We start from the raw sequence: 25,337 nt of genomic DNA, 5'->3' as shown, positions 1-25,337 counted from the left end.
CCACTATCGGGGGTGACCCCGCGGCATCCCTGGGCCGGCACAGTGGACCGGAGGGACGGTTCTTTTCGTTCCACTTTGCCCGGAAATGGACCGGAGGGACGGTTCTTTTCGGGCCACTCGGCGTCCTCGGTGGCCAGGCGCCCAGTGATCGGAGGCGCGGGTGCCAGGATCGGTCGAATCGTCGGTGCCGGATGGCACAATCGAGCAATGAGTCGCCCGGGCATCTTCGGACCGCCGCGGGACTGGCCGGCGCAGGACTTGATCGGGCTCTCCGACGAGCTCGACCCCGACCTGGTGGTGTTGGCCTACCGCTGCGGGGTCTTCCCGATGCCCCTGCACAACTCCTGGTTCCCGGCCCGGATGGGTTGGTGGTCGCCGATGCGGCGCGGGGTTCTGCTGCCCGACGGCATGCGGGTCACCCGCTCGCTGCGGCAAGCCGCGAAACGCTATGTGACCACCGTCGATGCCGCTTTCGACCAGGTGATCAGCCGCTGCGCCGACCCGAGCCGTCCGCACGGCTGGATCGACGACGACATCGTCAACGCGTTCACCCTGCTGCACGAGCACGGGGTGGTGCACAGCGTCGAGACCTGGACTCCCGACGGACGGCTCGCCGGCGGTCTGTACGGGGTGTCGCTGGGCGGCCTGTTCGCCGGCGAATCGATGTTCCACGACCCCGAGATCGGCCGGGACGCGTCCAAGGTGGCACTGCTGCGGCTGGTCCGGGCGATGCAGCGCGACGGCGGCACCGAGCGGCTGATCGACGTCCAATGGCGCACCGACCACCTGGCCTCGCTCGGGGTGATCGAGATTGATCGCGACGAATACCTGGCGGCGCTGGACGAAACCCTCGGCCTGCCCGGGCCCGACTGGGCGTCCGAGCGAGAACTGAGTGAGCGGGGAACGGAGGACGACGGTGCCTGAACTGCCCGAGGTGGAGGCGCTGCGCTCGTTCCTCACCGACAAGCTGACCGGCGCGACCATCGCCCGCACCGAGCTGTTGGCGTTCAGCGCGCTGAAGACGTTCCAGCTGCCGCTCTCGGCATTGCACGGGGGCGAGGTGGAACAGGTCCGCCGCTACGGGAAATTCATCGCGATCGACGTCTCGGGCAGTTGGCTGGTGTTCCACCTGGCCAGGGCCGGCTGGCTGCAATGGAAGGACGCCATGCCCACCAAGCCGGCTCGTCCCGGACGTGGTCCGCTGAGTCTGCGGGTGGTGCTGGCCGACGGTTCGGGCTTTGATCTGACCGAGATGGGCACCCAGCGGAAGCTGGCCATCTATGTGGTCGGCGCCCCGCAGGACGTGCCGATGCTGGCCAGCCTCGGCCCCGATCCGCTGGCCGACGAGTTCGACTCCGACGCGTTGGCGGCGATCCTGGCCAAGGCCGGACGCGCCCAGCTCAAAGGGGTGCTGCGTGACCAGCGGGTGATCGCCGGCATCGGCAACGCCTACAGCGACGAGATTCTGCACGCCGCCAAGCTGAGCCCGTTCAAGCCGTCCAATGCCTTGTCGGCCGAGGAACATGCCCGGTTGTTCGCCGCGATCAAGGATGAGCTCGGCGACGCGATCGCCCGTTCGGTCGGCCGGGCCGCCAAGGAGCTGAAGGGCGAGAAGAAGATCGGCCTGCGGGTCCACGGCCGCACCGGCGAACCCTGTGACGTCTGCGGCACGCCGATCGCCGAGGTCTCCTTCGCCGACTCGTCCCTGCAGTACTGTCCAGGCTGTCAGACCGGCGGTAAACCCCTGGCCGACCGCCGGATGTCCAAGCTGCTGAAGTAGGTCACCAGCCGAGGGCGTCCAGGTCGGCGATCAGGGCGGGGACCCCGCGGTCGCCGAAGTGCCGGACGCCGAGCAGCCGGTGGTGCAGGCCGAGCACCTTGCTGCGTTCGGCGAAGTCGTCCGGGATCGGCCATTCGTGTTCGTAGGCCTCCCAGAACTCCGGCGGGAACGGATTCTGGCTGACGCCGAGCATGTGCACCAGATCGAGCTCACGGTCGGCGAACGACACCTCCGGGTCGATCACCCAGCGGCCGGCGACGGTGTTGCCCGTCCACAGGTCGCCGTGGGTGAGCGAGGGGACGGGTCGGGACGGCAGCAGCGCCTGGATCGCGCCGTCGCAGGCCCGATCCAGGCGGCGGGCGACCGCACGCGGAACGGACGGGTCGGCCAGGTGGGTGCGGACGCGTTGCTCGGCGAAGAACGCCGGCCAGTCGTCCGACCAGGCGTTGGGTTGGCGGAAACGACCGCCCCGGTTTTCCCGGTGCCAGCCGTACCGCGGCCCGGCCTGGCGATGCATCCGGCCGATCGCCAGGCCCAGCGCCGGCCAATCCGGGGGGCCGTCGACGTACTCGAGGATCAGCCGTGTTCCCGACGCCGCCAGCACCTTCGGTGTGGGGACGCCGGCCCGCCGCAACGCACCCAGCCCGTCGGCCTCGATCACCGCCGGATAGGGGCAGTCCTTGACCACGACGCGACGTCCGCCGGTCAGCGTCGCCAGTCGGGTATCGCCGACCCAGCCGCCACTCAGCGGCTCGACGCTGACCGGCACCGGCAACTCCGCGGGCCAACCGCCCGGGTTCGTCGCCGCGTCCATCCCCGCACGGTAACCCAAACCTGATGCGGGCACTCGGCATCCGCGGCGGAGGCACTTGGCCCGTGCTCCCGTGGAATAGCGGCGGATAACAGGATCATCTCGACCGGTCGTGCTGCTGGGGGTGGCCCGTGGGTGCCCGATATCCTCGGCGGTGCCGTCTACCCCGAGGAGTCCCATGTCGAGCGCGCTGGTTACTCGTGCTCGCGCGGTCCTCGACCAGGAGTGGACGAAGAACTCCCGGCTCGGTCTGCGGCTGATCGTCGCCGCCACCATCGTGACCATCGTGATCGCCTTCATGGGTCCGTCGGCGGTTGCGCTGCGGCTCGGTCCGCGCAGCTCGCTGATGCCGCCCTGGTACCTGCCGGCGGGCATCGTCAGCCTCAACGAGTGGGTGGCGGTGCTGTCGCTGTGGATCGCCCTCATCGCAGGCTCGATCGGGTTGTGGATCTGCTATCGCGCCGTCGACACCGGCTGGCGACCGAACATCCATCGGCTCTTCGTGCTGGGCGCGGTGCTCTGCCTGGTCACCTCGCTGGTACCGCCGCTGACTTCGGCCGATGTGCTGATGTACGCCGCCTACGGACGGCTGATGGTGCTGGGCTGGAACCCCTACGACATCACCCCGGCGAACATCGTCCGGCAGGAGTTCGATCCGGTGATGCGCTGGATGGAGGCGCCCTGGCAGGACACCCCCTCGGTGTACGGCCCGATCGCCTCGTTCAGCCAGTGGCTGGCCGCCACCCTGGGCGGCGAAAGCATGCACCAGGTGGTCTTCTGGCTGCAGATGTTCGCCGTGCTGCCGTTCCTGGTGGTGGCGTTCATCGCGGTGAAGATGGCGCACGGCGACCCGGCCTTCCAGACCCGCGCGGTGCTGTTCACCATTCTCAACCCGATCATGATCTGGTCGATCTGCGCGCAGGCCCACAACGAGCCGCTGACGCTGGTGTTCGCCGTCGCCGGACTGTGGTTCATGCGGCGCAACGCCTGGCTGGCCGGCGTCGGGATCGGCCTGGCCGGCTGCGTCAAGGTGTCGCTGGTCTACTACGGGTTGGCGATGGTGTGGGGCTACCGGCATCAGCCGCGCAAGCTGATCCAGCTATGTGTGGCGGCCGCGGTCACCATCGGACTCGGTTACGGACTGTTCGCCCCCGAGGCGTTGTTCGCGGCCGGCCGGAACACCTCGTACGTGTCGGCCGGCTCCTGGGCGGAGTGGCTGCTCGGCCTCGGCGTGGTCACGGTCGGCGACGGCATCACCCGCCGGGTGATCAGCGTGCTCGGCATGGCCGGCATGGTGGCGGTCGGCTGGATGCTGTCCCGGGTGCTGCCCTGGGAGACCGCCCCGGGCGCCCCGGCGGGAACCGATCCGAGGCGTGATCCGCTGACCATCGCGGTCCGGACGGCGGCGCTGCTGACCGCCGCGTGGCTGATCACCTCGCCGTACACGCTGAGCTGGTACGACCTGATCACCTGGGTGCCGTTGGCGCTGATGGCGGCCAACCGGCTCGATGTGATCACCATGTGGCGCGGCACCTGGCTGTCGCTGGCCTACGTCACCGGCCGGGTGATCGAGTTCGGGCCCGGCGTGGTGATCGCCGGTTTCGCGATGCGCGATGTGCTGTGCACCGCCGCCCAGATCGCAGCCATCGTCTGGGTGATCTGGTGGTGGCGTTCCGAGGGCGGCGAGATGCCCCGGATGAGCCTGCTGCGGGACGGCTGGCGCCGGTTCCGCGGTCGTCCGGCGACACCCTGACCGGATCGAGCGCCGAGGCCTGACCGGTGCCTGGTTACACTCCCCGGGTGAGTGGCACGGAGGTCGGACGGCGACGCAGCGTCGCCATTCGTGCCCTGGTCACCGTGGCGGTGACCGCGCTAGTGGTCACCGTCGCGTTGGCCGTGGTGGGCGCCGTCCGAGGACCAGTGCTACCGGCGCCGACGGTGCCCGCACCCACTGCCGGACCGGCTTCGATCCTGCCCAGCCAGCCCGTGCACCGGGTCAGCGTCGATCCGCTGAGCCGCACACTGACGGTCGAGCCGTACCTGAGTGGGCGAATGCCCGGCAAGCCGTTCGGTGTCGCCGACCCCACCTCGACCACCGGCCTGTTCACCGAGGCGACGCTGATCGCGTGGGCCGCCGACCCGGGCTGGAAGCAGAACCAGAACCTGCCGGTGGGTCTGATCGTCGCCGACCTCGAGCCGCGCACCGTGGTCGTCGGTGACCTGGACGCCACCGGACGGGGCGTCCTCGCCGAGGTCGGGGCCCGCGTCTACCGCTCGCTGACCGATCTGCGGGTCAGCGACGTCCGCAGCGACCCGGAGACGGCGATCGGGCCGTATCCGGCACGTTGGGCGCACGCGACGGTGACCGGCACGCTGTCGGACGGCGCCGCCGAACGGGTCGAGTTGTCGATGCTGGTGGTGGCGCTGCCGAACGGACGCCACTTCGCGCTGGTCGAGTTGCGACCCGACCATCCCGGTGCGGCCGCCCAGTTCCCGGCGCTGGATCGTGCCGCGGCGTCCGTCGTCGCGGTCGGCTGAGCGGGAGGCCGGTCATAACCGCCGCTGGTTGAGCTGTCGAAACCCCTTGCCAGCGCACGCACGTCCAGGGTCTCGACAAGCTCGACCAACGAAAGGCGGCACCGAGGGGTTCCGCTTACACTGACCCGGTGACCCAGTCAGCGCAGCCCGGCGAACCTTCCCGGCTGCTCGTCGTCGGCGCCGCCGCAGGCATGGGGCGCTGGCTCTCCGATCACCTGTTCGCCGACCTGCCCTGGCAGCAGGTCGTGCTGGTCGACACCGCCGCCTCCGCGCAACTGCTCGAGGGGGCGACCCACGCCTACGGTGCGACGCCGGTGCGCACCGGCACCCTCGACGAGGTCGCGTCCGAACTGGGCGCCGCGGGCTTCATCATCTGCCTCGCCGTTCCGGACGGCGCCGCCGCCGGCGTGCTCGCCGATGTGGACGCCCTGCTGCCGGCCGATGCGCCGATCATAATGGTCGGTGCGAGCTTCAGCTGGACGATGGACCTGCTGGCCGCCGTCCCCGACCGGACGGCCGTCGCGCTGCACCCGCTGATGGACACCGCGGCCCGTTCGCTGGACGGCCAGACGGTGTGCGCGACCGAGGTGCGCGGGGTGGCGACCGGCTGGCTGGCCGAGGCGATCACCAGCCGCGGCGGCATCTACACGGTGCTGTCACCCGAGCGGCACGACCGGATCATGACCTACGTGCTGGCGCTCACCCACCAGGCGCTGCTCGGCTTCGTCACCGCCGTCGCCGAAAGCGGACTCGACCTGGCCGACGAGCTGTGGGCCGCCCGGACGCCGCTGTTCGAGGCGCTGCTCGGGCTGGCGGTGAGCCTGCTGGAAGAGAACCAGGAACTGACCCTGGCGCACATCCAGGCCAGCGTCGACGGGGAAACCGCCGCCGCCGAACTGGCCGCCGCGGTGGCGTCGGTGAGCGCGTCCGCCACCTCCCGCGACGACCTGGTGGCCCGGATCACCGCGACCCGGGACCGGTTCAGCGGTGCCTTGTTCGACACCGTCCGCAACACCGCCGCCGCGACCCTGACCGCCGGCCAGTCGAAGCGGGCCACCCTGGCCCGGGTGCGCCGGCTGGGCGGCCTGGTCGGCCTGTATCCGACCGGGCGCCCCGACAAGCTGCGGGTCGGACGGCTGGTCGACCTGACCCCGGTGCACCTGGTGTTGGAGGAGTTGCTGATCGGCCCACGGGGCGAGGCCGCGCTGCTGCTCGGACCGGGCGTCCGCAACGCCAAACGGCTCGGACGCCGCGGCAAGGCCGTCCGGACCCGGTTCGGCATCGGGCATGTCGAGGTGCTCTCGGACGCCGAACTCGAGGTCGCTCTCGACTCCTGGCTGGCCTACCTGCGCCGCGACATCCGCTTCCTGGTGCCCGAATCGGTGGCCGGCGACGGGGTCGCTTCGGTGGTGCGCGAACAGCGCGGGGTGGGCGCCGCCTACCTGGTCTCCGAAGCGGTCCGGACCGGTCAGCGGGCGGTGGTGATCCGCACCGAGATCCGTGCCGACCTCGACCTGGACGAGACCATCGAGCGGCTCCGGCGGGCCGTCGAGGTCGCCTACGCCTGGCCGCACGGGGTGGCCCGGCCGCTGCGCGAAACCCGTCCCGAGCTGCGTTATCTGGGGCCTCCCGGCACCTTCTCCGAGAACGCCGCCCGGCAGTTCGCGGTGGGCCTGGCCGGGGCCGGCGAGCACGACGTCGAGATCGAGGCGGTGGACTCCTTCGACGACGTGCTGGAGGCGACCCGGGCCGGCGGGCTCGGCGTGCTGCCGATCACCAGCTCGGCCTCCGGCCTGGTCACCCGCTCGACCAAGGCGCTGCTGGCCTCCGATGTGCCGGTGGTGGCCGGCGGCGTGGTGGACGTCGCCGTCCGGTTCGATGCGTACGCGGCTGCCCCGGTCGCGTTGTCCGAACTGCGCGGCGCACCGGTGTTCAGCCATCCGCAGGCGCTGGCCCAGTGCACCAACTTCGTCCGACGCTGGGGTCTGGATCCGCGTCCGTGCGCCTCGACCGCGGACGCGCTCGGCCAGCTGCTCACCGCCGGCGGTCCGGCGATCGCGCTGGCCTCCTCAGGCGCCGAGGCCGACCACCCGTTCGTGCACGTGGTCGAGCGCGAGATCGACGACCTCTCCGGCTCGATCACCCGGTTCCTCATCGTCGGCCAGCCCGGCGCCTTCGACGAGCATCGCGACGGTTCAGACCCGACCCTGCGCGGCATCGTGCTCGCCCCGTCGGTGGCCTCGATCGCCTCCCTGGTCGGACGCGGCCCCGGCTTCGACGAGCTGCTCACCGACGCCGACGGCCACTGCCTGTGGGTGACCAGCCACCCGGTCACCGATCTCCCGGACGGCGTCCGCAACCTGGGTGTGGTGCCCTGGTCGCCCCGGACGCCGGTCGTCCGCCCCACTCCCGGCTGACCGATTCCTCGTCATCCCGGCGAACGCCGGGATCTCCGCGGTCTGCCCATGGACGACCGACCGTTGGTCAAGCTTGTCGAGACCCCTCGCAAGGATCTCGACAAGCTCGATCACCGGTGGTCGGGAGGGGTCTCCGTGCTCGCTCAGGACGTCGTCGGGATCCCGGGTCAAGCCCGGGATGACCGTTGGCTCGATCAGCGGTGGTTCAGCGCTTGGGGACCATCACGGTCAGGGTTTGCGGGATGACCTCGGCGACCATCCGGCGGCACTCACCTGCGGCGTCGCCGTCCAGTTGATACTCCACCGGCTCGGACGCCTCGATCACCACCCGGCGGCCCTGACCCCGGTCGATCTCGGACGCCTCGGGCACCGGCAGCAGCACGCTGGTGGTGATCCGCAGCCAGTCCGCCACGCTCGCCGGGGAGGCGACGAACAGGTCGAGTAGCCCGTCGTCGAACTGGGCCTCGGGCAACAACTGCACGTTGCCCTGCAGTTGGCCGACGTTGCCCACCATCACCAGCCCGGCATGGCGCTCGATCGGTTCGCCGTCGTCGAGGGTGATGGTCACGTCGAAGGACGGCAGGTTGGCCGCGTCGCCGGCGGCCATCACATAGGCGGCCGGTCCGAAGACCTTCTTCAGGCCCTCGTCGGTGCCGCTCATGATCCGCGCGTCCAGGCCCATCCCGGCCATCACCGCGATGTGTTCGGGTTCGGCGTCGTCGATCGTCACCTCGACCAAATCGATCCGGTCCTGACGTCCGTCCAGGATCACCCGCAGCGCCTCGGCCTCGTCCAGCGGAATGCGGAGGTTGCGGGCGAGTAGGTTGCCGGTGCCCGAGGGCAGCAGACCCAAGGGGACGCCGGTGCCGGCGAGTTCGGAACACACCACCCGCACCGTGCCGTCGCCGCCGGCCGCCATCACCAACTCGACCTCGGCTTCGAGGGCTCGCTGGGTCATGCCGCGTCCGGGATCGTCGGGAGTGGTCTCCAGGAACATCGGCGTCCAGCCGTATTCGCGACAATCACCCTCGACGTGCCGCCGGAAGGCCGCCCAGTCGGGAATCTTGGTGGGGTTGACCACGATGGCGCAGCGCCGCGGGTTCTTCGCCGCCAGCACGGCCGCCCTGGTCGGACGTTCCGGCTGCATGTGCACCCGGGTCACGGTGAGCGCGAGGCTGGCGGTGAACCCGCCGAACAACGCACCGCCGACCAGGTCGCTGATCCAATGCGCGTGCAGCAGCCACCTGTCGAGTGCCACCAGCAGGATCAGTGCCACCCCGAGCCAACGCCACAGTTCGATCACCGACCGCGGCTGCTTGGTGGTGGTCGTGGTGGCGATGACCACCAGGGCGGCGGTCACGATGCCGACCATGTGGCCCGACGGGTACGCGTAGCCGGTGTTGCCGATCAGTTCGCTGAGGGTGTCCGGCGGCCGCGGGCGGGCGATCAGGGTGCGCGTCAGTTCATGGCCGGCCCAGCCGAGCGCGATGGCCAGCAGGATGCCGACGGTCAGGTTGCGCAGCCGGCGCCGGAACGCCCAGATCGCGATGCCGGCCAGCGCACAGTTGACCACCACCGGATGGAACACGATCGCCACCGCGGCGGCGATCTGAACGATGTGGCTCTGCCAGTGGGGTGTGGGGGCCTGCAGGGCGTCCAGAGTCGTGAACGTGCCGGCGAACAGCAGTGCCGTCCAGAGCGCGAAGCCCGCACCGAAGCCGATGGTGGCGATCAAGCCCAAGCTCGGCCGTCGGCTGCGCATGCGTCATTGTGGCATTCGAGGACCGGACGTTTCAGGCTTCGCCGAGCGCGTCCAGGAAGTCGATGGTGGGAATGAAGAACAGGCTGCCGGTGACCGCCGTGGAGAAGTCGAGGATGCGGTCGTGATTGCCGGGCGGATCGCCGATGAACATATTGCGCAGCATGTCCTCGATCGCGCTCACATCGGCGGCGTAGCCGATGAAATAGGTGCCGAACTCGCCGCTGCCGACCGAGCCGAACGGCATGTTCTCGCGGACGATCTGCCGCTCGGTGCCGTCCGGGGCGGTGAGCACGGTCAACGCGACGTGGGCGTTGGCGGCCTTGTGGGCGTCCGGGATCTCGATGTCGTCCAGTTTGTGCCGGCCGATCGCCCGCTCCTGCTCCTCGACGCTGAGCCGGTTCCAGCTGGCCAGGTCGTGCAGGTAGCGCTGCACGATCAGATAGCTACCGCCTGCGAACGGGCCGTCGGCGAGATACGCGGCCGCGTCGGCCTCGACGCCGGTGGGGCTCTCGGTGCCGTCCACGAAGCCGAGCAGGTCGCGCTCGTCGAAGTACCGGAAGCCCTGCAGTTCGTCCTCGACGACGGCGATGCCGTCCAGGGCGATCGCCAGTTGGTGGGCCAGTTCGAAGCACAGGTCGAAGCGTTGGCCGCGAATGTGGAAGACCAGGTCGCCGGGCGTCGACGGGGCGTGATGGACGTCGCCCTGCAGCGCTACGAACGGGTGCAGGCCGTTGGGTTTCGGCTCGCCGGGGAACAACCGGTCCCAGGCGTCCGAACCGATCCCGACGACGCAGGTGGTGGCGGCGTCCGGGTAGCGGAAGCAGACGGCGCGGATCACCGAGGTGATCTCGCCGAGCGCGGCGCGGGCGGCCTGCTCCTTCCCCTCCGCGATCGTCATCACCAGCACGATGGCGGCTTCGGACGGCACAACGACGACAGGCTGCGGTACGGCGGGCATGGGCTGAGCGTAACCGGGGCGTCCGTCGCCGGCCGATAGGCTGAGCGGGTGATCGACCCGAAGCTACTGCGTACCGAACCCGACCGTCTGCGAGCCGCGCAAGAGGCGCGCGGCGAGTCCGTCGCGCTGGTCGACGAGCTGATCGCCGCCGACGAGGCTCGGCGCTCCTCGATCGCCGCGTTCGAGTCGTTGCGGGCCGAGCAGAAGTCGCTCGGCAAGGACGTCGCACGCGCCAAGGGCGACGAGAAGGCGGCGCTGATCACCCGCACCCGCGAACTCGCCGCGCAGGTCAAGGCCGCGGACGCCGCCGCCACCGAGGCCGGGGCGCGGTTCGACGAGCTGATGCTGGCGCTGCCCAACCCGGTCTTCGACGACGTCCCGCGCGGCGGCGAGGACGACTTCGTGGTGGTCTCCGAACACGGCACCCCGCGGGACTTCGAGGCCGAGGGCTTCACCCCGCGCGACCACTTGGAGCTGGGTGAACTGCTCGGCGCGATCGACATGCCGCGCGGCGCCAAGGTCTCCGGCGCGCGCTTCTACTTCCTCACCGGACAAGGGGCGATGCTCGAGCTGGCGCTGATCAACCTGGCGCTGGCCAAGGCGATGGAGTGGGGCTTCACGCCGATCCTGCCGCCGGCGCTGGTGAAGCCGTCCGCGATGGAGGGCACCGGCTTCCTCGGCCAGGCCGCCCAGGACGTCTACCACCTGCCCGCCGACGACCTGTACCTGGTCGGCACCTCCGAGGTGGCGCTGGCCGCCTACCACAGCGAGGAGATCCTGGACGCCGCGACGCTGCCCCGGCTCTACGCCGGCTACTCGCCCTGCTACCGGCGCGAGGCGGGCAGCTACGGCAAGGACACCAAGGGCATCTTCCGGGTGCACTGGTTCGACAAGGTCGAGATGTTCGTCTACTGCCAGCCCGACGAGGCCGACGCCCTGCACCGCAAGCTGCTGGAGTTCGAGAAGGAGTTCATCACCGCGCTGGAACTGCCGTTCCAGGTGCTCGAGGTGGCCTCCGGAGACCTCGGCCTGAGCGCGGCCCGCAAGTACGACTGCTACGGCTGGATCCCCAGCCAGGGCAAGTACCGCGAGATCACCTCGACCTCGAACTGCACCACCTTCCAGGCCCGCCGGCTGAACATCCGGATGCGCACCGAGGCCGGCATCGAGTCGGTGGCGACGTTGAACGGCACCCTGTGCGCGATGACCCGGATGATCATCCTGCTGCTGGAGAACCATCAGCAGGCCGATGGGTCCGTCCGCATCCCGCAGGCCCTGCGTCCCTACCTGGGTGGCCGGGAGTTCCTGACCCCGGTCAGCTGAACGCCCTGAAAGCCTGAACCAGAAGGGGGTATCGGCATGGCATGGCGACCGCGCCTGGTGGCGCTGGACATCGACGGCACCCTGTTGAGTTTCGACGGACGGCTGCCGCAGTCGGTTCGGACGGCCGTGGACGCCGTGGTCTCCGCCGGTGTCCCGGTGGTGTTGAGTACCGGACGCGGCTGGGCCGGCACCAAGCCGGTGGCCGAAGCGCTGGGCCTGCCGCCCGGCCAGCATGTGTCGTCCAACGGCGCCGTCCGGGTCAGCTACCCGCCGCTGGAACTGCTGGAACGGGTGACCTTCGACCCCACCGATGTCGTCGACCGGGTGCTCGCCGAGCATCCGGAGGCGATGCTCGCCATCGAAGAGATCGGCCGCGGGTTCAAGGTCAACCGGTTGTTCCCCGAGGGCGAGCTGACCGGCGAACTGGTCGAGGTCGAGCTGGACGAACTGGTCGCCGAACGGGTGACCCGCGTCGTCGTCCGTGACCCGAACGCTTCCGAGGCAGACTTCCTGCGCCTCGCGCACCGGCTCGGCCTGCAGGGCGTCAGCTACTTCATCGGCTACACCGCCTGGCTCGACATCGCCCCGGACGGCATCGACAAGTCCTACGGGCTGGCCGGGGTCTGCACTGACCTCGGCATCGACGCCGCCGACGTCTTGGCGATGGGCGACGGACGCAACGACATCGAGATGCTCAGCTGGGCCGGACGCGGGGTCGCCCTGGGTGACGCCCCGGACGAGGTGGTCGCCGCCGCCGATGCTGTCACCGACCGGTTCGCCGACGACGGCACCGCCAAGGAACTACTGCGCTGGTTCTGACCGCTGATTGAGCTCCGCGGATCCCGCGGTCTCGACAAGCTCGACCAGCGGTGCTCGGCTCCGTCATCCCGGGCTCTCCGCACGCGACCGTCCGAGACGCACCGCGCCCCGGACGCGTGGGCGTCCGGGGCGCGAAGAGCGGAACAGAGGTCAGGCGACTCGACGTTCGCGAGAACGAGGCGACCGGACGACGGCGGCGAACGCGGCCAGCACCCGCTCGATGGTCGGCTTCACCACGGCGAACTTCGTTTCGGACGCCGCGGCGGCACGCGCTCGGCGCATGTGCCGCTTCACGGTCGACAGCGAGCAGCCGAGCCGCATCGCCAGCACCTCGAGGCTCTCGTGCGGGTTCGCCTGGCGCAGCCGCAGCACCTCCTGGTGGTTGATCTGACGACCGCCGCGCATCACGCCGGCGAGGGTGTCGAGATCCTCGGGCTCGACGCTCACCCCGAGGGCGGATCGAATCTGTGAGCGCTGACGCTCGGTCGTCCCGGCGACGAAGCCGGCGACGTCGTGCTTGACCACTGCGTCGTACAGGCAGGACTCGAACAGCGGGCACTCGGCGCAGGTGGCGCGGGCCCGGTCGGTCAGGACGGTGAGCCGGCGCTGCCGTTCGCCGTCGCCACGGGCCAGCGACGGATCCTCCAGCAGCTCGTGCTGGAACAGGGCCGGGTTGTCGATGCAGGCGGCGCGCTCGGCGCGGATGCGATGCGGCATGTCGTACTCACTTCCGTGGCTGGTCATCTTGGGGTTGGACGCGGCCAGTCACGATTCGGTTGCAACTCCCCCCGGAAACCGTTGGGCTGCTCCCTTGTGGGGGCACAATGCGACGGTCTCCGCTGCCCGAATTCCGCCCCGGGATGGGGCGCACTCCGAGCGGGCTAGTGCCTCGGCACTAGGTGGGACGCTACCCTGGCCGGGATTGTCGATCCAGGGGAGCACTACCCATGCAGGCGTTCCACAGAGAGCCTGACTGGCTGACCGTCATGGCCGACGGAACCGTCAAGCAACTCAATCCGTTCTCCGGCACCGAAGTCTGGACGGTCGCCGGACGGGGCAACAGACCCCTTGGGGTGGCCCTGCCACCGCCGATTCCGCTCGACCCGGAGCAGCACGGCCGGTACTGCCCGTTCTGCGAGCGCCGCTACCTGGAGACGCCGCCGGAGAAGTCCCGGGTGGTGCGCGATGACCGCGGTGACTGGCGGACGTTGTACCGCACGACCGCGGAGGAACTCTTCGCCAGCACCGCCGAGTTCCGCCGGGTGCCGAACCTGTTCGAGATCCTCAGCTTCCAGTATTGGCATGCCAACTACGGCTACGCGCTGCCCGCGCGGGTGGCGTCCCGGCGGACGGCCTACCTCGAGTCGGAGGCCGGGCGGGCCCATGTGCTCGGCGTCGCCCGGGCCAAGCTGCTGGCCAGCGGCCGGACGCCGGAGCAGATCGACGCGATGGGTGTCGAGGGGCAGCTGGACTACGCGGCCGGGTTCTTCGGCAGCGGCCACGACGTGATCATCAGCCGCCGGCACTACATCGACGGGGCGGTCGACAACACCCAGCTCGCCGGGTCGGGGACGCTGACTCCCGACGAGCACTACCAACTGCTGGCGTTCACGGTGGAGTCGATGTCGGCGCTGTTCACGCTCAACCGCTACGCCCGCTATGTGGTCGTCTTCCAGAACTGGCTGCGGCCCGCGGGGGCGTCCTTCGACCATCTGCACAAGCAACTGGTGGCCGTCGATGAGCGCGGCGTCCAGGCCGAACGGGCGGTGGAGCAGCTGCGGGTCAACCCCAACGTGTTCAACGAGGACGCCGTCAACTACGCCGGCTACAAGAACCTGGTGCTGGCCGAGAGCGACCACGCGATCGCGTTCGCCGGGTTCGGGCACCGGTTCCCGTCGCTGGAGATCTATTCCAAGAGCGCGGAATGCGATCCGTGGGAGATGTCACCCGAGGAACTGCGCGGCATGTCCGACATGCTGCACGCGATGCATGCCGCGACCGGCGTCGAGGTGCCCAGCAACGAGGAATGGCACTACCGGCCGATCGATGTCGACGTCGCGATGCCCTGGCGGATCGTGCTGAAGTGGCGCATCTCGACCCTGGCCGGCTTCGAGGGTGCCACCAAGATCTACCTCAACACCCTCGATCCGTGGGCGATTCGCGACCGGACGGTGACCAAGCTGGCGGCGTTGCGCGACGACGGCCGGATCGCCGCCAATCTGCGCATCGGCAGCGAGGCGGAATGCCGTCCGAACTCGCTGCGATACAACGCCGGCGGCCGGTGACGGGTGGCGTCCGGGGCGTACTGATGCAGAATGGGGACGACCGAGGAAAGTAGGACGACCCATGTCAACTCCGCAGTGGCAGAACCTCCCGGTGCCCGAATCGGGCGGTGGGCGCAGCTGGTCAGGGTTCTCCGCCGACCCGCGCGATCCCCAGTACCAACAGCTGCGTGCCTCGGACGCCGATCGCACCAAGGCGTCCGGCATGCTCGCCGACGCCTACGCGGAGGGCCGGCTGGACAACGACGAGTACAACCAGCGGCTCGATCAGGTGATGAGTTCCAAGAGCCTCGGCGAGCTGGTGCCGGTGCTGTCCGACATCACCCCTGCGGTGGCCGGTCAGCAGTCCGCCCCGCAAGAGGCTTGTGCGCCCTCCAATGACGCTGTTGGTGGTGGGGGGAGACCGAGTTGGCTGTCGCATTTCCCGCGTTGGTGGATCAGCATGGCCGTGATGCTCAACCTGATCTGGCTGATGACGGTGCTGACCTCGGGCCACATGATCTACTACTGGCCGATGTGGCCGATGGTGGGCACCGCGATCCCGATGATCATGGGCTTCATGGGTGGCGCGAACCGCCGCGATCGTTCCGATCGACACAATCAGCGGGCCATCGATCGCGGCTACCAGCCGCCGGAGAACGACCTGCGCTGACCGTCAGCCGGCCACCGCTGGTCGAGCCTGAACCGTCGTTGGTCGAGCTTGTCGAGGCCCCGCACCTGTGGTCGAGGCCCGGATACCGCTGGTCGAGCCTGTCGAGACCCGCTCCCGCCGCTCAGCCTTCGCCCACTCCCAGGGTTGCGCACTGCCGCCGCAGCAGCGCGTCGTATAGGGCGTCCGCAGGGTCGGCGGTGCCGACGAAGTGACCGGCCAGTTCGAGGCCGACGAACCCCACCAGGGCGGCCAGTTCGGTGAGCACGGCGGCGACGCCGGCCGGCTGGGCGTCCGGCAGAACGGACGCCAGCGAACCGAACTGCTCGGCCAACTCCGGAGTGTCGAACGGTGCGGGGGCGGAGCGGGCGGCGACCGCCAGGAAGTGACCGGCGACCGCGGCGGCGGCCGGAACCGTCTCCGGCGGCGCGACATAGCCGGGGATCGGCGTCCCGTAGATCAGCTGGAACTCGTGCGGCGTCCGTCGTGCCCAGCCACGTAGCGCGCGACCCAGCGTCGTCCAGCCCGCGTCGGCGTCGGAGGCCTGGGTGAGTGCCCGGTCGAGGTTGCCGTAACTCTCGACGATCAGCGTGGTCAGCAGTGCCTCGCGGGTCGGGAAGTACCGGTAGACCGCCGACGACACCATGCCGACCTCGCGGGCGATCGCCCGCATCGACAGCCCGCCGCCGCCCTCTTCGGCGATCGCCCGTCGCGCGGCGTCCAGGATCGCCGCCGTCGTCCTGGCTCGTGCCTCATCCCGCTTGCCCACCTGCGGCCCCTTCGTAGGGCCCTCCCTAACTAGTTCTACCCTCCCGTCGACGGGAGGGCAGAGCTAGTTAGGGAGGGCATTTCGGTGTCGGGTGACCAGTCTGCCACAAAAGAGAGCAATGCTCTTGCATTTCCGAGAGCAGTGCTCTACCTTCTAAACAGAGAGCGGTGCTCTCGAATAGCGAGGGAGTGGATATGCGAAGCAAGGCGAGGACGCAACGGGACCTGCTGGTTCCGCTCGGAACGACCGGAATCCTGATGGCGGTGTACCTGTTGGTGCGGCCCTACGGCGACATGACCTCGAGTGCGGCCGAGCAGGCGGCGGCGTTCGCGTCACCGTGGTGGGTGGTTGCCCATGTGGCCGGGGCGTTGGCCCTGGTCGGGTTCGGACGGCTCGCGCTGCGGCTGGCCGACCTGGAGCGCGACTGGTTCGTGACCCGGCTGGCCCGCTGGGCGGGGCTCGCCGGCGTGGTGCTGGTGCTGCCTTACTTCGGTGCCGAGACCTTCGCCCTGCATGTGATCGGAGGCCACGCCGCGCACGGCGAGCCGGCACTGCTGGGGTTGGTCGAACAGATCCGCAACCAGCCGGTGGCGATCACCATGTTCGGCCTCGGCCTGCTGCTGCTCGCCGTTGCTGGCGTCGCTTTCGCGCTGGCCTGGACGCGTTACACGGGCAGCCGGGCGGCGTGGCCGCTGGGGGTTCTGGTGGCCCTGGTGCTGCCGCAGTTCTATCTGCCGCCGGTCGGCCGGATGGCGTTCGGAGTGGCGTACCTGCTGGCTGCGGTTCTGTTGGCCGTGACGGTTCTGCGCCGTGATCCGGCGCCGGACACCGGGCGCGTCACGACGTCCGCCGAGCCCGCGTCCATGATCACGTCGAGCCTGTAACCACGCTTCACCACCGTCGTGATCACCGGGACCACGAGGCTGCGCCGCAGCCGGCTCAGCGCCATCTCCAACGCGTGCTCGTCGGAACTGCGCACCGCGCGCAGCAGCTGCTCCCGCGAGACCACCGAGCCCCCGGCGGACATCAGGGTGCGCAGCAGGGTCAACGGCACCGGGGTCAGCGGGACGCGGCAGCCGTCCAGCTCGACCAGAGCTCCCCGGATCAGCAACTCGCCGTGGAAGGTCCGCGCGCGGACCACCCGAAGCTCGGGCAGCCGTTCGCAGACCAGCCGGATCAGCGCACCCATCCGGAACCGCTCCGGTTGGATCGGCCGCAACCCGGCCGCGGTGAGCGCCGCGGAGGTGACCGGTCCGACCGAGGCGGCGACCACCCCGCGCCGGAACGCGGACAGCAGCGCGTCCAGGCTGCCCAGGCCCTCGGCGGCGGCGAACAGGGCGTCCACCGCCGGGGCGCTGGTGAAGGTGACGCAGTCGAGCTGGTCGGTGCAGATGGCGTCCACCAGACGCGGGATGCGTTCGTCGCCCTCGTCGAGCGAGCTCCAGCGGTACGGCGACACGGTCACCACCCGGTGTCCCGCGGCCCGCAACGGCGCCAGCACCGCGTCCTGCAGGTAGCCGTGGGCCTGCACGGCGACGGTCAGGCCGGGCCCGTGCTCGGCCAGCACCTTGGCCACCAGGGACGAGGTGGTCTCCTCCTCGCTCATCCCGGCGTCGTCCAGCCCGGCGGCCCGGATGCCGCCCCGGGCCTTCGGACCGCGAACCAGGATCGCCGAGGCGGCCAGGGTGGCGAGCAGCCGCTCACCGAGGCCCGCGGCGTCCGCCACCTCGAGCCAGCGCCGGACGCCGAACGCGGTGGTCACCAGCACCACGTCGGGACGTGCGTCGATGATCGCCTCGGTGTCGGCGATCACCCGCTCGTCGTTGGAGGCCGGCTCCATCCGCAGCGTCGGGGCGTGCAGCACCTGCGCGCCGCGGCGCTCCAGGGCGTCGATCAGATCGGCCGCGCGACGCTCGCTGGTGACACCGATCCGGAAGCCCTCCAGCTGGTCGCGGCGGAACGTCGGCACCGTGAGGCCGGTGGTGGCCGCCGGCTCACTCATCGCCGCTCCTCCGCACCGGAAGGCTCGCGCCGGCCAGCAGGACCCGGCCGTCCGCCAGTTCGGACGCCGTCGCGGGCCGCTGCTGACCCCGTTCCGCGACCCGCGGTGCCACGGTCGCGGCGTCCGCCGGTGCGTTGATGAAGCTGCGGAAGCGTTTCAGCCGTTCCGGATCGCGCAGGGTCGCCGCCCATTCGTCCTCGTAGGTGTCCACATGCGCGGCCATCGCGGCCTCGAGTTCCGCCGCCAGCCCGAGCGAGTCGTGCACCACCACCTCCCGGACGTGGTCGAGGCCGCCGTCCAGTTCCTCCATCCAGCGGGCGGTGCGCTGCAGCCGGTCCGCGGTGCGGATGTAGTACATCAAGTAGCGGTCGATGTAGCGGATCAGGGTGTCGTCGTCCAGGTCGCCGGCCAGCAGTTGCGCGTGGCTGGGCTGGAAGCCGCCGTTGCCGCCGACGTAGAGGTTCCAGCCGGCGTCGGTGGCGATGATGCCGACGTCCTTGCCGCGGGCCTCGGCACATTCTCGGGCGCAGCCGGACACCCCGAGCTTGATCTTGTGCGGCGCCCGCAGCCCGCGGTAGCGCAGCTCGAGCAGGATCGCCATGCCGACGGAGTCCTGGACGCCGAACCGGCACCAGGTCGAGCCGACGCAACTCTTCACGGTGCGCAACGACTTGCCGTAGGCATGACCGGACTCGAAACCGGCTTCCACCAGCTGTTCCCAGATCGCCGGCAGCTGGTCGAGCCGGGCACCGAACAGGTCGATCCGCTGGCCGCCGGTGATCTTGGTGTACAGCCCGAAATCGGACGCCACCCGCGCGATCACGGCCAGCTTCTCCGGGGTGATCTCGCCGCCCGGAATCCGCGGCACCACCGAGTAGCTGCCGTCGCGCTGCATATTGGCCAGTGCCCGGTCGTTGGTGTCCTGCAGGGCGCCGCGGCCGCCGTCGAGGATGTAGCTGCCGTGCTGGCTGGCCAGGATCGAGGCCACCGCCGGCTTGCAGATGTCGCAGCCGCGGCCGGTGCCGAACCGGGCCAGCACCTCGTCCCAGGAGGTGATCTCGAGCACCCTGATCGACTCGAACAGTTCCTGGCGGGACTGCGCGAAGTGTTCGCACAAGGCCCGCGACACGCTCAGCCCGGCCTTGGCGAGTTCCTGTTCGAGGGTCTTCTTCAGCAGCGGCACGCACGACCCGCACTGCGTGCCGGCCCGGGTGCAGGCCTTCAACGCGGGCACCGTCTGGCAGGCCGGCTCGCCGGTGACGGCGTCGCGGACCGCACCGACGCAGACGTTGTTGCAGGCACACAGCAGGGCGTCGTCGGGCAGCTCATCGGCACCCGACGGCTGGGCTCCGGACGCCGACAGGTACGCCGCCGGCTCGGAACCGAGCTCCCGGCCGAGCAGCGGCCGCAGCGACAGGTAGGGGGAGGCGTCGCCGACGAATACGCCGCCGAGCAGGGTGCGGGCATCGTCGGACACCACGACCTTCTGGTAGAGGCCGCGGGCCGGGTCGGCGTAGACCACTTCGAGAGCACCCTCGGCGTGGCCGAAGGCGTCACCGAAGCTGGCCACCTCCACCCCGGCCAGTTTCAGCTTGGTGGCGTCGTCGATCGTGGTGAACGCCGCGTCGCCGCCGAGCAGCCGGTCGGCGACCACCTCGGCCATCGCGTTGGCCGGCGCCACCAGCCCCACGCAGCGATCGTGGACGTGGGCGACCTCGCCGATCGCCCACACTCGTGGGTCGGACGTCCGGCAGGCCTCGTCGACGACGATGCCGCCGCGGGGCGCCACCTCGACGCCGGCGGCGGCAGCCACCTCGTCGCGGGCCGAGATGCCGATGGCGAAGACGATCAGGTCGGCGTCGAGGATGCGTCCGTCGGTCAGCTCCACCCCCGTGACGGCGCCGCGGGTGGCCTGGATCGCCCGCGGTCGCACCCCCAGATGCATGGTGATGCCGCGGGCGCCGATCAGGCGTCCGAGCGAGGTGCCGGCGCCCTCGTCGAGCTGCGCCGACATCAACCAGTTGCCGGAGTGCACGATGGACGACTCGGCGCCCAGTTCGGCCAAACCGCCGGCCGCTTCCAGGCCGAGCAGGCCGCCGCCGGCCACCACCGTCCGGGGCGGACGGCCCAGCGCGACCGCCAGCAGCCGCACCTCGGCGGACAGGTCGTCGACGTCACCGATCGTCCGGTACACCCGGGCATGGTCGGCGCCGGCGATGTCGGGCACCGGGGCGCGTGAGCCGGTCGCGAACACGACATCGTCGTAGGGCAGTGATCGTCCGGTGTCGGTGGTCACCGTCTGTGCCGTCCGGTCGAGGGCGATCACCCGCTCGCCGCGGATCAGGCTGATCGCGTCGCCGTCCCAGATCGTCGGGTCGAGGGCCAGGTCGGCGCCGCCGATGAATCGGGTGCTGAGCGCGACCCGGTCGTAGGGCAGATGCTCCTCCTCACCGATCACGGTCAGCCGGATGTCGCCCTCGGTGTCGCGGCGATGAATGGTGCTGGCAAGTCGGTGCGCGGCCGGGCCGGCACCGATCACGACCACCTGGCGTGGGGAAGTGCTGTCGGTCATGGGGGTGTGCCTTCCGTCGATGCTCTTCGACGGTATGAAGCCACGATTGCCCGACTGTTTCCCCGATGTAACGGACGCCTCACAGCCACCCCACCACGGCGTCCGGAGCGTGTGAGTAGAGCGTCACCGAGGAGAAACCCAGGCCGTCACCCGACGAAACACCGGCTGCCTAGCGTCGGTGTCGCCGAGTGAAAGGACTTCCCGATCATGACTCTCACCCTTCCCGACCGGACGACGTCCGAGCCCGCACGCGAGATCGAACCGGCCGCCGTCGCCTGGCACCGGGTGTGCCCGGTGGACGCCCTGGAACCCACTTGGGGCGAGGCTGTGCTGATCGAGGGACGGCAGATCGCGCTGGTGCTGGTCGAACCTGGCGAGCTGTACGCCATCGACCACCGCGACCCGGTCACCTCGGCCTATGTGATGGCCCGGGGCATCGTCGGCAGCCGCGGTGACCGGGCCACCATCGCCTCCCCGCTGCTCAAGCAGGTGTACGACCTGCAGACCGGAGCCTGCCTCGACGATCCCGGGCTCGCGGTGGCGACCTACCGGACGCGGGTGGTGGCCGGCGAGGTCGAGGTGGAGGTCGCGGCGTGACTTCGGTCGCCACCCCGGTCCTGGCGCCGGATCTGCTCGCCATCTCGCACGGCACGTCGTCGCCCGCCGGGCAGGCCGCGGTGGCGGCCCTGGTTGCCGCCGTGACCGGCAGCCGTCCCAAGCTAGCGGTGCATGAGGGCTTCGTCGACGTCCAACAGCCCGACGTGCCCACGGTGCTCGGCGCGCTTCCGGAGGGCCGGCGGTCGGTGATCGTGCCGTTGTTGTTGTCGGCGGGCTACCACGTCCATGTCGATCTCGCCGAGGTGGCGCACGCCACCGGTGCCACCGTCGCCGCAGCGCTCGGACCGGACGAACGGCTGGTGCGACTGCTGGCCCGCCGCCTCGCCGAGGCCGGTCTGACCAGGGACGACATCGTGGTGCTGGCCGCCGCGGGCTCCAGCGATGCCCGTGCGGTCGCCGACTGCGTCGAGACCGCCTCCCGGCTCGGTGGGCTGCTCGGCCTACCGGTCTCGGTGGGTTTCATCTCCGCCGCGCTGCCGCGACTGGCCGACGAGATCGTCACCGCCCGTGCCGCTCGTCCCGGACGCCGCGTGGTGGTCGCCAGCTACCTGCTGGCGCCCGGCTACTTCGCCGGCCTGGCCGCCCGCGCGGGCGGCGATGTCACGACGGCGCCGCTGCTCAAACCGGACAGCCCGGTGCCCGCCGAGCTGGTCGACATCGTCCTCGACCGCTACACGGAGGCACATCGCTGAGCGTGTAGGCGTCCGGTTGTCGCGGTGGTTGCGCTGCTCGAAGCGGGCCCCAGGGGGCTTGCCCCGGGATCTGTCAGAGCCGGTTGGTAGGTTTCTCGCCGTGTCCGTGATCGAAGCCCGCGCCCTGGTGAAGAGCTACGGCGAACTGAACGCAGTCGACGGCATCGACTTCGACGTCGCGCCGGGGGAGTCCTTCGGCCTGCTCGGTCCCAACGGTGCCGGCAAGTCGACGACGATGCGAATGATCGGCGGCACTTCGCTGCGCACCTCCGGCACGCTCACCGTGCTCGGTCTCGATCCCGAGACCCACGGACCCGAGGTGCGCGCCAACCTGGGCGTCGTCCCGCAGCAGGACAACCTCGACACCGAGCTGCGCTGCCGCGAGAACCTGATCACCTACGGCCGCTACTTCGGCCTGCCGCGGTCGTATCTGCGGCGTCGCGCCGATGATCTGCTGGCCTTCGCCCAGCTCACCGACAAGGCCGACGAGAAGGTCGACAACCTTTCCGGCGGCATGAAACGGCGCCTCACCATCGCTCGCGGGCTGATCAACGAACCCCGGATCCTGCTGCTCGACGAGCCCACCACCGGGCTCGATCCGCAGGCCCGGCACATCCTCTGGGATCGGCTGTTCCGGCTCAAGGAAGAGGGCGTCACCCTGGTGGTGACCACCCACTTCATGGACGAGGCCGAGCAGCTGTGCGACCGGCTGGTGGTGATGGACCACGGCAAGATCGTCGCCGAGGGCTCGCCGGCTCAACTGATCCGGCGCTATTCGACCCGCGAGGTGCTCGAGGTGCGGTTCGGCTCCGACCGCAACGCCGCAGTCGTCGCCCAACTCGACGGGGTGGCCGAACGCATCGAGGTGCTGCCCGACCGGGTGCTGCTCTACTCCGCCGACGGCGAAGCCACCCTCGAACAGGTCATCTCGCGCGGCCTTCAGCCGATCACCTCGCTGGTCCGGCGCTCCTCGCTCGAGGACGTCTTCCTGCGGCTCACCGGGAGGTCGCTCATTGACTGACCGTGCCCCCGAACTGCTCGACTCCAACCGGCTCGCCTACGCCGGCGGCGCACTGCCGGCCGCGTCCCAGGCCCGTATCGGACGCCGCTGGGGCTGGTGGCTCTACGCCGAATACCGGCTGACCTCGATGCGCGCCTACCTGCCGACCATCCTGATCCGCTCCATCGGGCTGCCGCTGCTGTACCTGTCGTCGATGGGCCTCGGCCTGGGCGCCCTGGTCGACTCGGGTGCCGGCCGTGTTGAAGGGGTCAGCTACCTGGTCTTCGTCGGCCCGGCGCTGCTGGTCTCGTCCATCGTGATGGAGTCCAGCGGCGAGTTCACCTTTCCGGTGATGAGCGGCTTCAAGTGGCAGCGGCACTACTTCGCCGCGTCCGCGAGCCCGATCACGCCCGGTCAGGTGGCGGTGGGTGAGGTGGTCGCCGTCGGGCTGCGGTTCATTCCCGAAGCACTGCTGTTCTGGCTGGCTCTGGTCTGGTTCGGCGGAGTCACCGCCCCGGCGTCCGTACTGATGGTGCTGATCGCGCCGCTGGCGGCGCTCGCCTTCGGGGCGCCGCTGATGGCGTTCGCGGCCACCCAGACCGACGAGGGCTATCAGTTCACCTTCGTCCAGCGGTTCATCGTGATGCCGATGTTCCTGTTCGCCGGCACCTTCTTCCCGCTGAGCGCGATGCCGACCTATCTGCAGTGGATCGGCTGGATCTCGCCGATGTGGCACGGCACCCAGTTGGCCCGCGTCGTCGGCTTCGGCATGGCGAACCCGTGGTGGCTGACCTGGTTGCACCTGCTGGTGCTCGTCGTTGCCGCCGGCGGCGGCATCGTGGCGAGCGCACGGATGTTCGAACGGAGGCTGACCCGATGAGCGCGCCGGCGTCCCGAACGCTGTCAGGCCTGTACGCGGGCAACGTCCGCGCCGTGCTCGAGCGCGGCTTCAAGGTGATCGGCAACCAGAACTGGACGATCGTCGTGTCCGGCTTCTTCGAACCGGTCTTCTACCTGCTCGCTATGGGCTACGGGTTGGGCGGACTGGTCGGCACCGTGACCGGTCCGGGTGGTGCCGAGATGTCGTACGTGGCCTTCATCGCACCTGCGCTGCTGGCCACGTCTGCGATGAACGGCGCCATCTACGACTCCACCTGGAACGTCTTCTTCAAGATGCGCTTCGGACGCATCTACGAGGCGATGCTCTCCACCTCGCTCGGCCCGCTGGACGTGGCCGCCGGCGAGATCGCGATGGCCCTCTTCCGGGGCTTGTTGTACGCCTGCGGCTTCCTCGGCGTGATGGGGGTACTGGGCATCGCGACATCGTGGTGGGCGCTGGCCATGGTGCCGGTCGCGGTGCTGATCGCGCTCGGTTTCGCCGCCGTCGGCATGGCGGTGACAAGCTGGTTCACCACCTTCCAGCAGATGGATCTGATCAACATCGTGCTGCTGCCGATGTTCCTGTTCAGCGCCACGCTGTTCCCGATCGGCGTCTACCCGCAGGCCGTCCAATGGTTCATCCAGGCGCTGCCGCTATGGCACGGCGTCGAGTTGATGCGGCAGCTCTCGATCGGCGCCTTCACCGACGCCACCTGGGTGCACCTGGGCTACTTCGTGGTGATGTCGGTGGCCGGCGTCGCGTTCTGCACGCTGCGGCTACGCGCACTGTTCCTGCGCTGAGAGCCACATACGCACCGCTGATCGAGCTTGTCGAGATCCTTCCAAGGGGTCTCGACAAGCTCGACCAGCGGTGGTCTGGGTTTCGATGAAGCTCAACCAGCGGTGGCGTTCAGGCCGATTGGCCGATCTCCTTCGTGCCCACCCGGACGTGGTGGCCGTCGGGATCGGTGACCTCGAAGTCCCGCGCCCACGGGTGCTGTTCGACCGTGGCGCCGAACCGGTGGGCGACCTCGTCCGCGTCAGGAACCCAGACGAAGATCAATGCCGGACCGACATCGTCGGCGGGATTCTCGCTGAGAAAGATGTCCGCGCCGTCCCGGCGGATACCCATGAAGCGGTGGGTGGTGCCGCCGCCGTAACGGTGGGTGAAGTCATGGACGAAGCCGATCCGCGACCACCAAGCGAGCGATTCATCCACGTCGCTGACACGAAGGATCGGAACCACCTGAGTCATCGCAACCCCTCTTCGTCGATTGATCCCTGCGTTCCATGATGCCGCGCCAGGTTCCGCATCGGTCACGACCACGCCGGGCGACCGCGATCCCGCCCACTCACTCAACACCCACCCACCCACCCCACCCCACTCACCGCTCGCCGAACTATCTAGGGCTCGCTGAATTCAGCGAGCCCTGAATAGTTCGGCGAGCGGTGGGGAGGGCAGCGAG

General features: G+C 69.9%; 22 protein-coding genes. 14 read left to right on the top strand and 8 right to left on the bottom strand.

What is annotated here, in order from left to right; all coding sequences use genetic code 11:
• The first annotated feature begins 207 nt into the window (after positions 1-207).
• Together aat and QM624_RS05425 are read left to right on the top strand one after the other, a co-directional pair.
• Complete coding sequence (gene aat / locus QM624_RS05430) at positions 208-924, top strand: leucyl/phenylalanyl-tRNA--protein transferase (RefSeq protein WP_298129753.1); 717 nt, start codon at positions 208-210, stop codon at positions 922-924.
• Positions 917-1,780, top strand: coding sequence for an Fpg/Nei family DNA glycosylase (locus tag QM624_RS05425; protein WP_415089538.1), 864 nt, complete (start codon positions 917-919; stop codon positions 1,778-1,780). The genes aat and QM624_RS05425 overlap by 8 nt, the downstream gene beginning before the upstream one ends.
• Before the next feature lies 1 nt (position 1,781).
• Here QM624_RS05425 and QM624_RS05420 read toward each other — a convergent pair whose 3' ends face one another.
• Positions 1,782-2,594 (bottom strand): fructosamine kinase family protein, encoded by an 813-nt coding sequence (locus QM624_RS05420; protein ID WP_415089536.1) that lies wholly within the window; start codon positions 2,592-2,594, stop codon positions 1,782-1,784.
• Positions 2,595-2,769: 175 nt separating this feature from the next.
• Between QM624_RS05420 and mptB the strand changes: the two genes are divergently transcribed.
• The 3 genes from mptB to QM624_RS05405 all read left to right on the top strand — a co-directional run bounded on the left by mptB (position 2,770) and on the right by QM624_RS05405 (position 7,546).
• The gene (mptB, locus tag QM624_RS05415) at positions 2,770-4,344 is read left to right on the top strand and encodes a polyprenol phosphomannose-dependent alpha 1,6 mannosyltransferase MptB (RefSeq protein ID WP_415089534.1); all 1,575 of its coding nucleotides are present in this window, start codon (positions 2,770-2,772) and stop codon (positions 4,342-4,344) included.
• A 47-nt stretch (positions 4,345-4,391) separates the two neighbouring features.
• Entirely contained in the window at positions 4,392-5,129 is a 738-nt protein-coding gene (locus QM624_RS05410) for a hypothetical protein (RefSeq protein WP_415089532.1), read from the top strand.
• A gap of 128 nt (positions 5,130-5,257) precedes the next feature.
• Positions 5,258-7,546, top strand: a complete 2,289-nt coding sequence (locus QM624_RS05405) for a prephenate dehydratase domain-containing protein (RefSeq protein ID WP_415089530.1) — start codon at positions 5,258-5,260, stop codon at positions 7,544-7,546.
• A 205-nt stretch (positions 7,547-7,751) separates the two neighbouring features.
• Here the strand turns inward: QM624_RS05405 and QM624_RS05400 are convergent, their stop codons facing one another.
• Positions 7,752-9,308, bottom strand: a complete 1,557-nt coding sequence (locus QM624_RS05400; protein ID WP_415089528.1) for a diacylglycerol kinase family protein — start codon at positions 9,306-9,308, stop codon at positions 7,752-7,754.
• 31 nt (positions 9,309-9,339) lie between these two features.
• Positions 9,340-10,266, bottom strand: a complete 927-nt coding sequence (locus QM624_RS05395; protein ID WP_415089526.1) for a Dyp-type peroxidase — start codon at positions 10,264-10,266, stop codon at positions 9,340-9,342.
• Between the two features lie 48 nt (positions 10,267-10,314).
• On the opposite strand from QM624_RS05395, the gene serS reads away from it, so the two are divergent.
• Both serS and QM624_RS05385 read left to right on the top strand, forming a co-directional pair.
• Positions 10,315-11,589, top strand: a complete 1,275-nt coding sequence (serS, locus tag QM624_RS05390) for a serine--tRNA ligase (protein WP_415089524.1) — start codon at positions 10,315-10,317, stop codon at positions 11,587-11,589.
• A 54-nt stretch (positions 11,590-11,643) separates the two neighbouring features.
• Positions 11,644-12,408: an HAD family hydrolase gene (locus tag QM624_RS05385; protein ID WP_415089620.1), complete on the top strand. Its 765-nt coding sequence runs from the start codon at positions 11,644-11,646 to the stop codon at positions 12,406-12,408.
• Positions 12,409-12,558: 150 nt separating this feature from the next.
• Here QM624_RS05385 and QM624_RS05380 read toward each other — a convergent pair whose 3' ends face one another.
• Positions 12,559-13,152, bottom strand: coding sequence for a WhiB family transcriptional regulator (locus QM624_RS05380; RefSeq protein ID WP_415089522.1), 594 nt, complete (start codon positions 13,150-13,152; stop codon positions 12,559-12,561).
• 242 nt (positions 13,153-13,394) lie between these two features.
• Here QM624_RS05380 and QM624_RS05375 point away from each other — a divergent pair, with 242 nt between their 5' ends.
• Both QM624_RS05375 and QM624_RS05370 read left to right on the top strand, forming a co-directional pair.
• The gene (locus QM624_RS05375; protein WP_415089520.1) at positions 13,395-14,693 is read left to right on the top strand and encodes a DUF4921 family protein; all 1,299 of its coding nucleotides are present in this window, start codon (positions 13,395-13,397) and stop codon (positions 14,691-14,693) included.
• 61 nt (positions 14,694-14,754) lie between these two features.
• Positions 14,755-15,342, top strand: a complete 588-nt coding sequence (locus tag QM624_RS05370) for a DUF1707 SHOCT-like domain-containing protein (protein WP_415089518.1) — start codon at positions 14,755-14,757, stop codon at positions 15,340-15,342.
• Between the two features lie 121 nt (positions 15,343-15,463).
• Here the strand turns inward: QM624_RS05370 and QM624_RS05365 are convergent, their stop codons facing one another.
• The 3 genes from QM624_RS05365 to nirB all read right to left on the bottom strand — a co-directional run bounded on the left by QM624_RS05365 (position 15,464) and on the right by nirB (position 20,682).
• Positions 15,464-16,108, bottom strand: a complete 645-nt coding sequence (locus QM624_RS05365) for a TetR/AcrR family transcriptional regulator (protein WP_415089516.1) — start codon at positions 16,106-16,108, stop codon at positions 15,464-15,466.
• Positions 16,109-16,835: 727 nt separating this feature from the next.
• Positions 16,836-18,110 carry a uroporphyrinogen-III synthase gene (locus QM624_RS05360; RefSeq protein WP_415089514.1) on the bottom strand — a complete coding sequence of 425 codons (1,275 nt, stop codon included), beginning with the start codon at positions 18,108-18,110 and terminating at the stop codon, positions 16,836-16,838.
• Positions 18,103-20,682 carry a nitrite reductase large subunit NirB gene (nirB, locus tag QM624_RS05355; RefSeq protein ID WP_415089511.1) on the bottom strand — a complete coding sequence of 860 codons (2,580 nt, stop codon included), beginning with the start codon at positions 20,680-20,682 and terminating at the stop codon, positions 18,103-18,105. Before nirB ends, QM624_RS05360 begins: the two co-directional genes overlap by 8 nt.
• A 207-nt stretch (positions 20,683-20,889) precedes the next feature.
• On the opposite strand from nirB, the gene nirD reads away from it, so the two are divergent.
• The 5 genes from nirD (at position 20,890) to QM624_RS05330 (ending at position 24,672) form a co-directional block, all read left to right on the top strand.
• Positions 20,890-21,279, top strand: a complete 390-nt coding sequence (gene nirD, locus QM624_RS05350; protein ID WP_415089508.1) for a nitrite reductase small subunit NirD — start codon at positions 20,890-20,892, stop codon at positions 21,277-21,279.
• On the top strand, positions 21,276-21,992 hold the full coding sequence (locus QM624_RS05345; RefSeq protein ID WP_415089506.1) for a sirohydrochlorin chelatase: 717 nt from the start codon (positions 21,276-21,278) through the stop codon (positions 21,990-21,992). Before nirD ends, QM624_RS05345 begins: the two co-directional genes overlap by 4 nt.
• A gap of 100 nt (positions 21,993-22,092) precedes the next feature.
• Complete coding sequence (locus tag QM624_RS05340; protein ID WP_415089504.1) at positions 22,093-23,013, top strand: ABC transporter ATP-binding protein; 921 nt, start codon at positions 22,093-22,095, stop codon at positions 23,011-23,013.
• Positions 23,006-23,872 (top strand): ABC transporter permease, encoded by an 867-nt coding sequence (locus QM624_RS05335; RefSeq protein WP_415089502.1) that lies wholly within the window; start codon positions 23,006-23,008, stop codon positions 23,870-23,872. The genes QM624_RS05340 and QM624_RS05335 overlap by 8 nt, the downstream gene beginning before the upstream one ends.
• Complete coding sequence (locus QM624_RS05330) at positions 23,869-24,672, top strand: ABC transporter permease (RefSeq protein ID WP_415089500.1); 804 nt, start codon at positions 23,869-23,871, stop codon at positions 24,670-24,672. The genes QM624_RS05335 and QM624_RS05330 overlap by 4 nt, the downstream gene beginning before the upstream one ends.
• 109 nt (positions 24,673-24,781) lie before the next feature.
• On the opposite strand, the gene QM624_RS05325 is transcribed toward QM624_RS05330, so the two are convergent.
• Positions 24,782-25,126, bottom strand: a complete 345-nt coding sequence (locus QM624_RS05325) for a glyoxalase superfamily protein (RefSeq protein ID WP_415089498.1) — start codon at positions 25,124-25,126, stop codon at positions 24,782-24,784.
• Positions 25,127-25,337: the final 211 nt, after the last annotated feature.

The sequence above is a fragment of the Micropruina sp. genome (genome assembly GCF_047606365.1).
GTDB lineage: Bacteria > Actinomycetota > Actinomycetes > Propionibacteriales > Propionibacteriaceae > Micropruina.
This window is presented reverse-complemented; position numbering and strand designations above follow the sequence as displayed.

Bases quoted from the DNA above. Each gene is read 5' to 3' on its own strand.
- aat (WP_298129753.1), top strand. From the start codon at position 208: ATGAGTCGCCCGGGCATCTTCGGACCGCCGCGGGACTGGCCGGCGCAG.
- QM624_RS05420 (WP_415089536.1), bottom strand. From the start codon at position 2,594: ATGGACGCGGCGACGAACCCGGGCGGTTGGCCCGCGGAGTTGCCGGTG.
- mptB (WP_415089534.1), top strand. From the start codon at position 2,770: ATGTCGAGCGCGCTGGTTACTCGTGCTCGCGCGGTCCTCGACCAGGAG.
- QM624_RS05400 (WP_415089528.1), bottom strand. From the start codon at position 9,308: ATGCGCAGCCGACGGCCGAGCTTGGGCTTGATCGCCACCATCGGCTTC.
- QM624_RS05395 (WP_415089526.1), bottom strand. From the start codon at position 10,266: ATGCCCGCCGTACCGCAGCCTGTCGTCGTTGTGCCGTCCGAAGCCGCC.
- QM624_RS05380 (WP_415089522.1), bottom strand. From the start codon at position 13,152: ATGACCAGCCACGGAAGTGAGTACGACATGCCGCATCGCATCCGCGCC.
- QM624_RS05375 (WP_415089520.1), top strand. From the start codon at position 13,395: ATGGCCGACGGAACCGTCAAGCAACTCAATCCGTTCTCCGGCACCGAA.
- QM624_RS05370 (WP_415089518.1), top strand. From the start codon at position 14,755: ATGTCAACTCCGCAGTGGCAGAACCTCCCGGTGCCCGAATCGGGCGGT.
- QM624_RS05360 (WP_415089514.1), bottom strand. From the start codon at position 18,110: ATGAGTGAGCCGGCGGCCACCACCGGCCTCACGGTGCCGACGTTCCGC.
- nirB (WP_415089511.1), bottom strand. From the start codon at position 20,682: ATGACCGACAGCACTTCCCCACGCCAGGTGGTCGTGATCGGTGCCGGC.
- nirD (WP_415089508.1), top strand. From the start codon at position 20,890: ATGACTCTCACCCTTCCCGACCGGACGACGTCCGAGCCCGCACGCGAG.
- QM624_RS05330 (WP_415089500.1), top strand. From the start codon at position 23,869: ATGAGCGCGCCGGCGTCCCGAACGCTGTCAGGCCTGTACGCGGGCAAC.
- QM624_RS05325 (WP_415089498.1), bottom strand. From the start codon at position 25,126: ATGACTCAGGTGGTTCCGATCCTTCGTGTCAGCGACGTGGATGAATCG.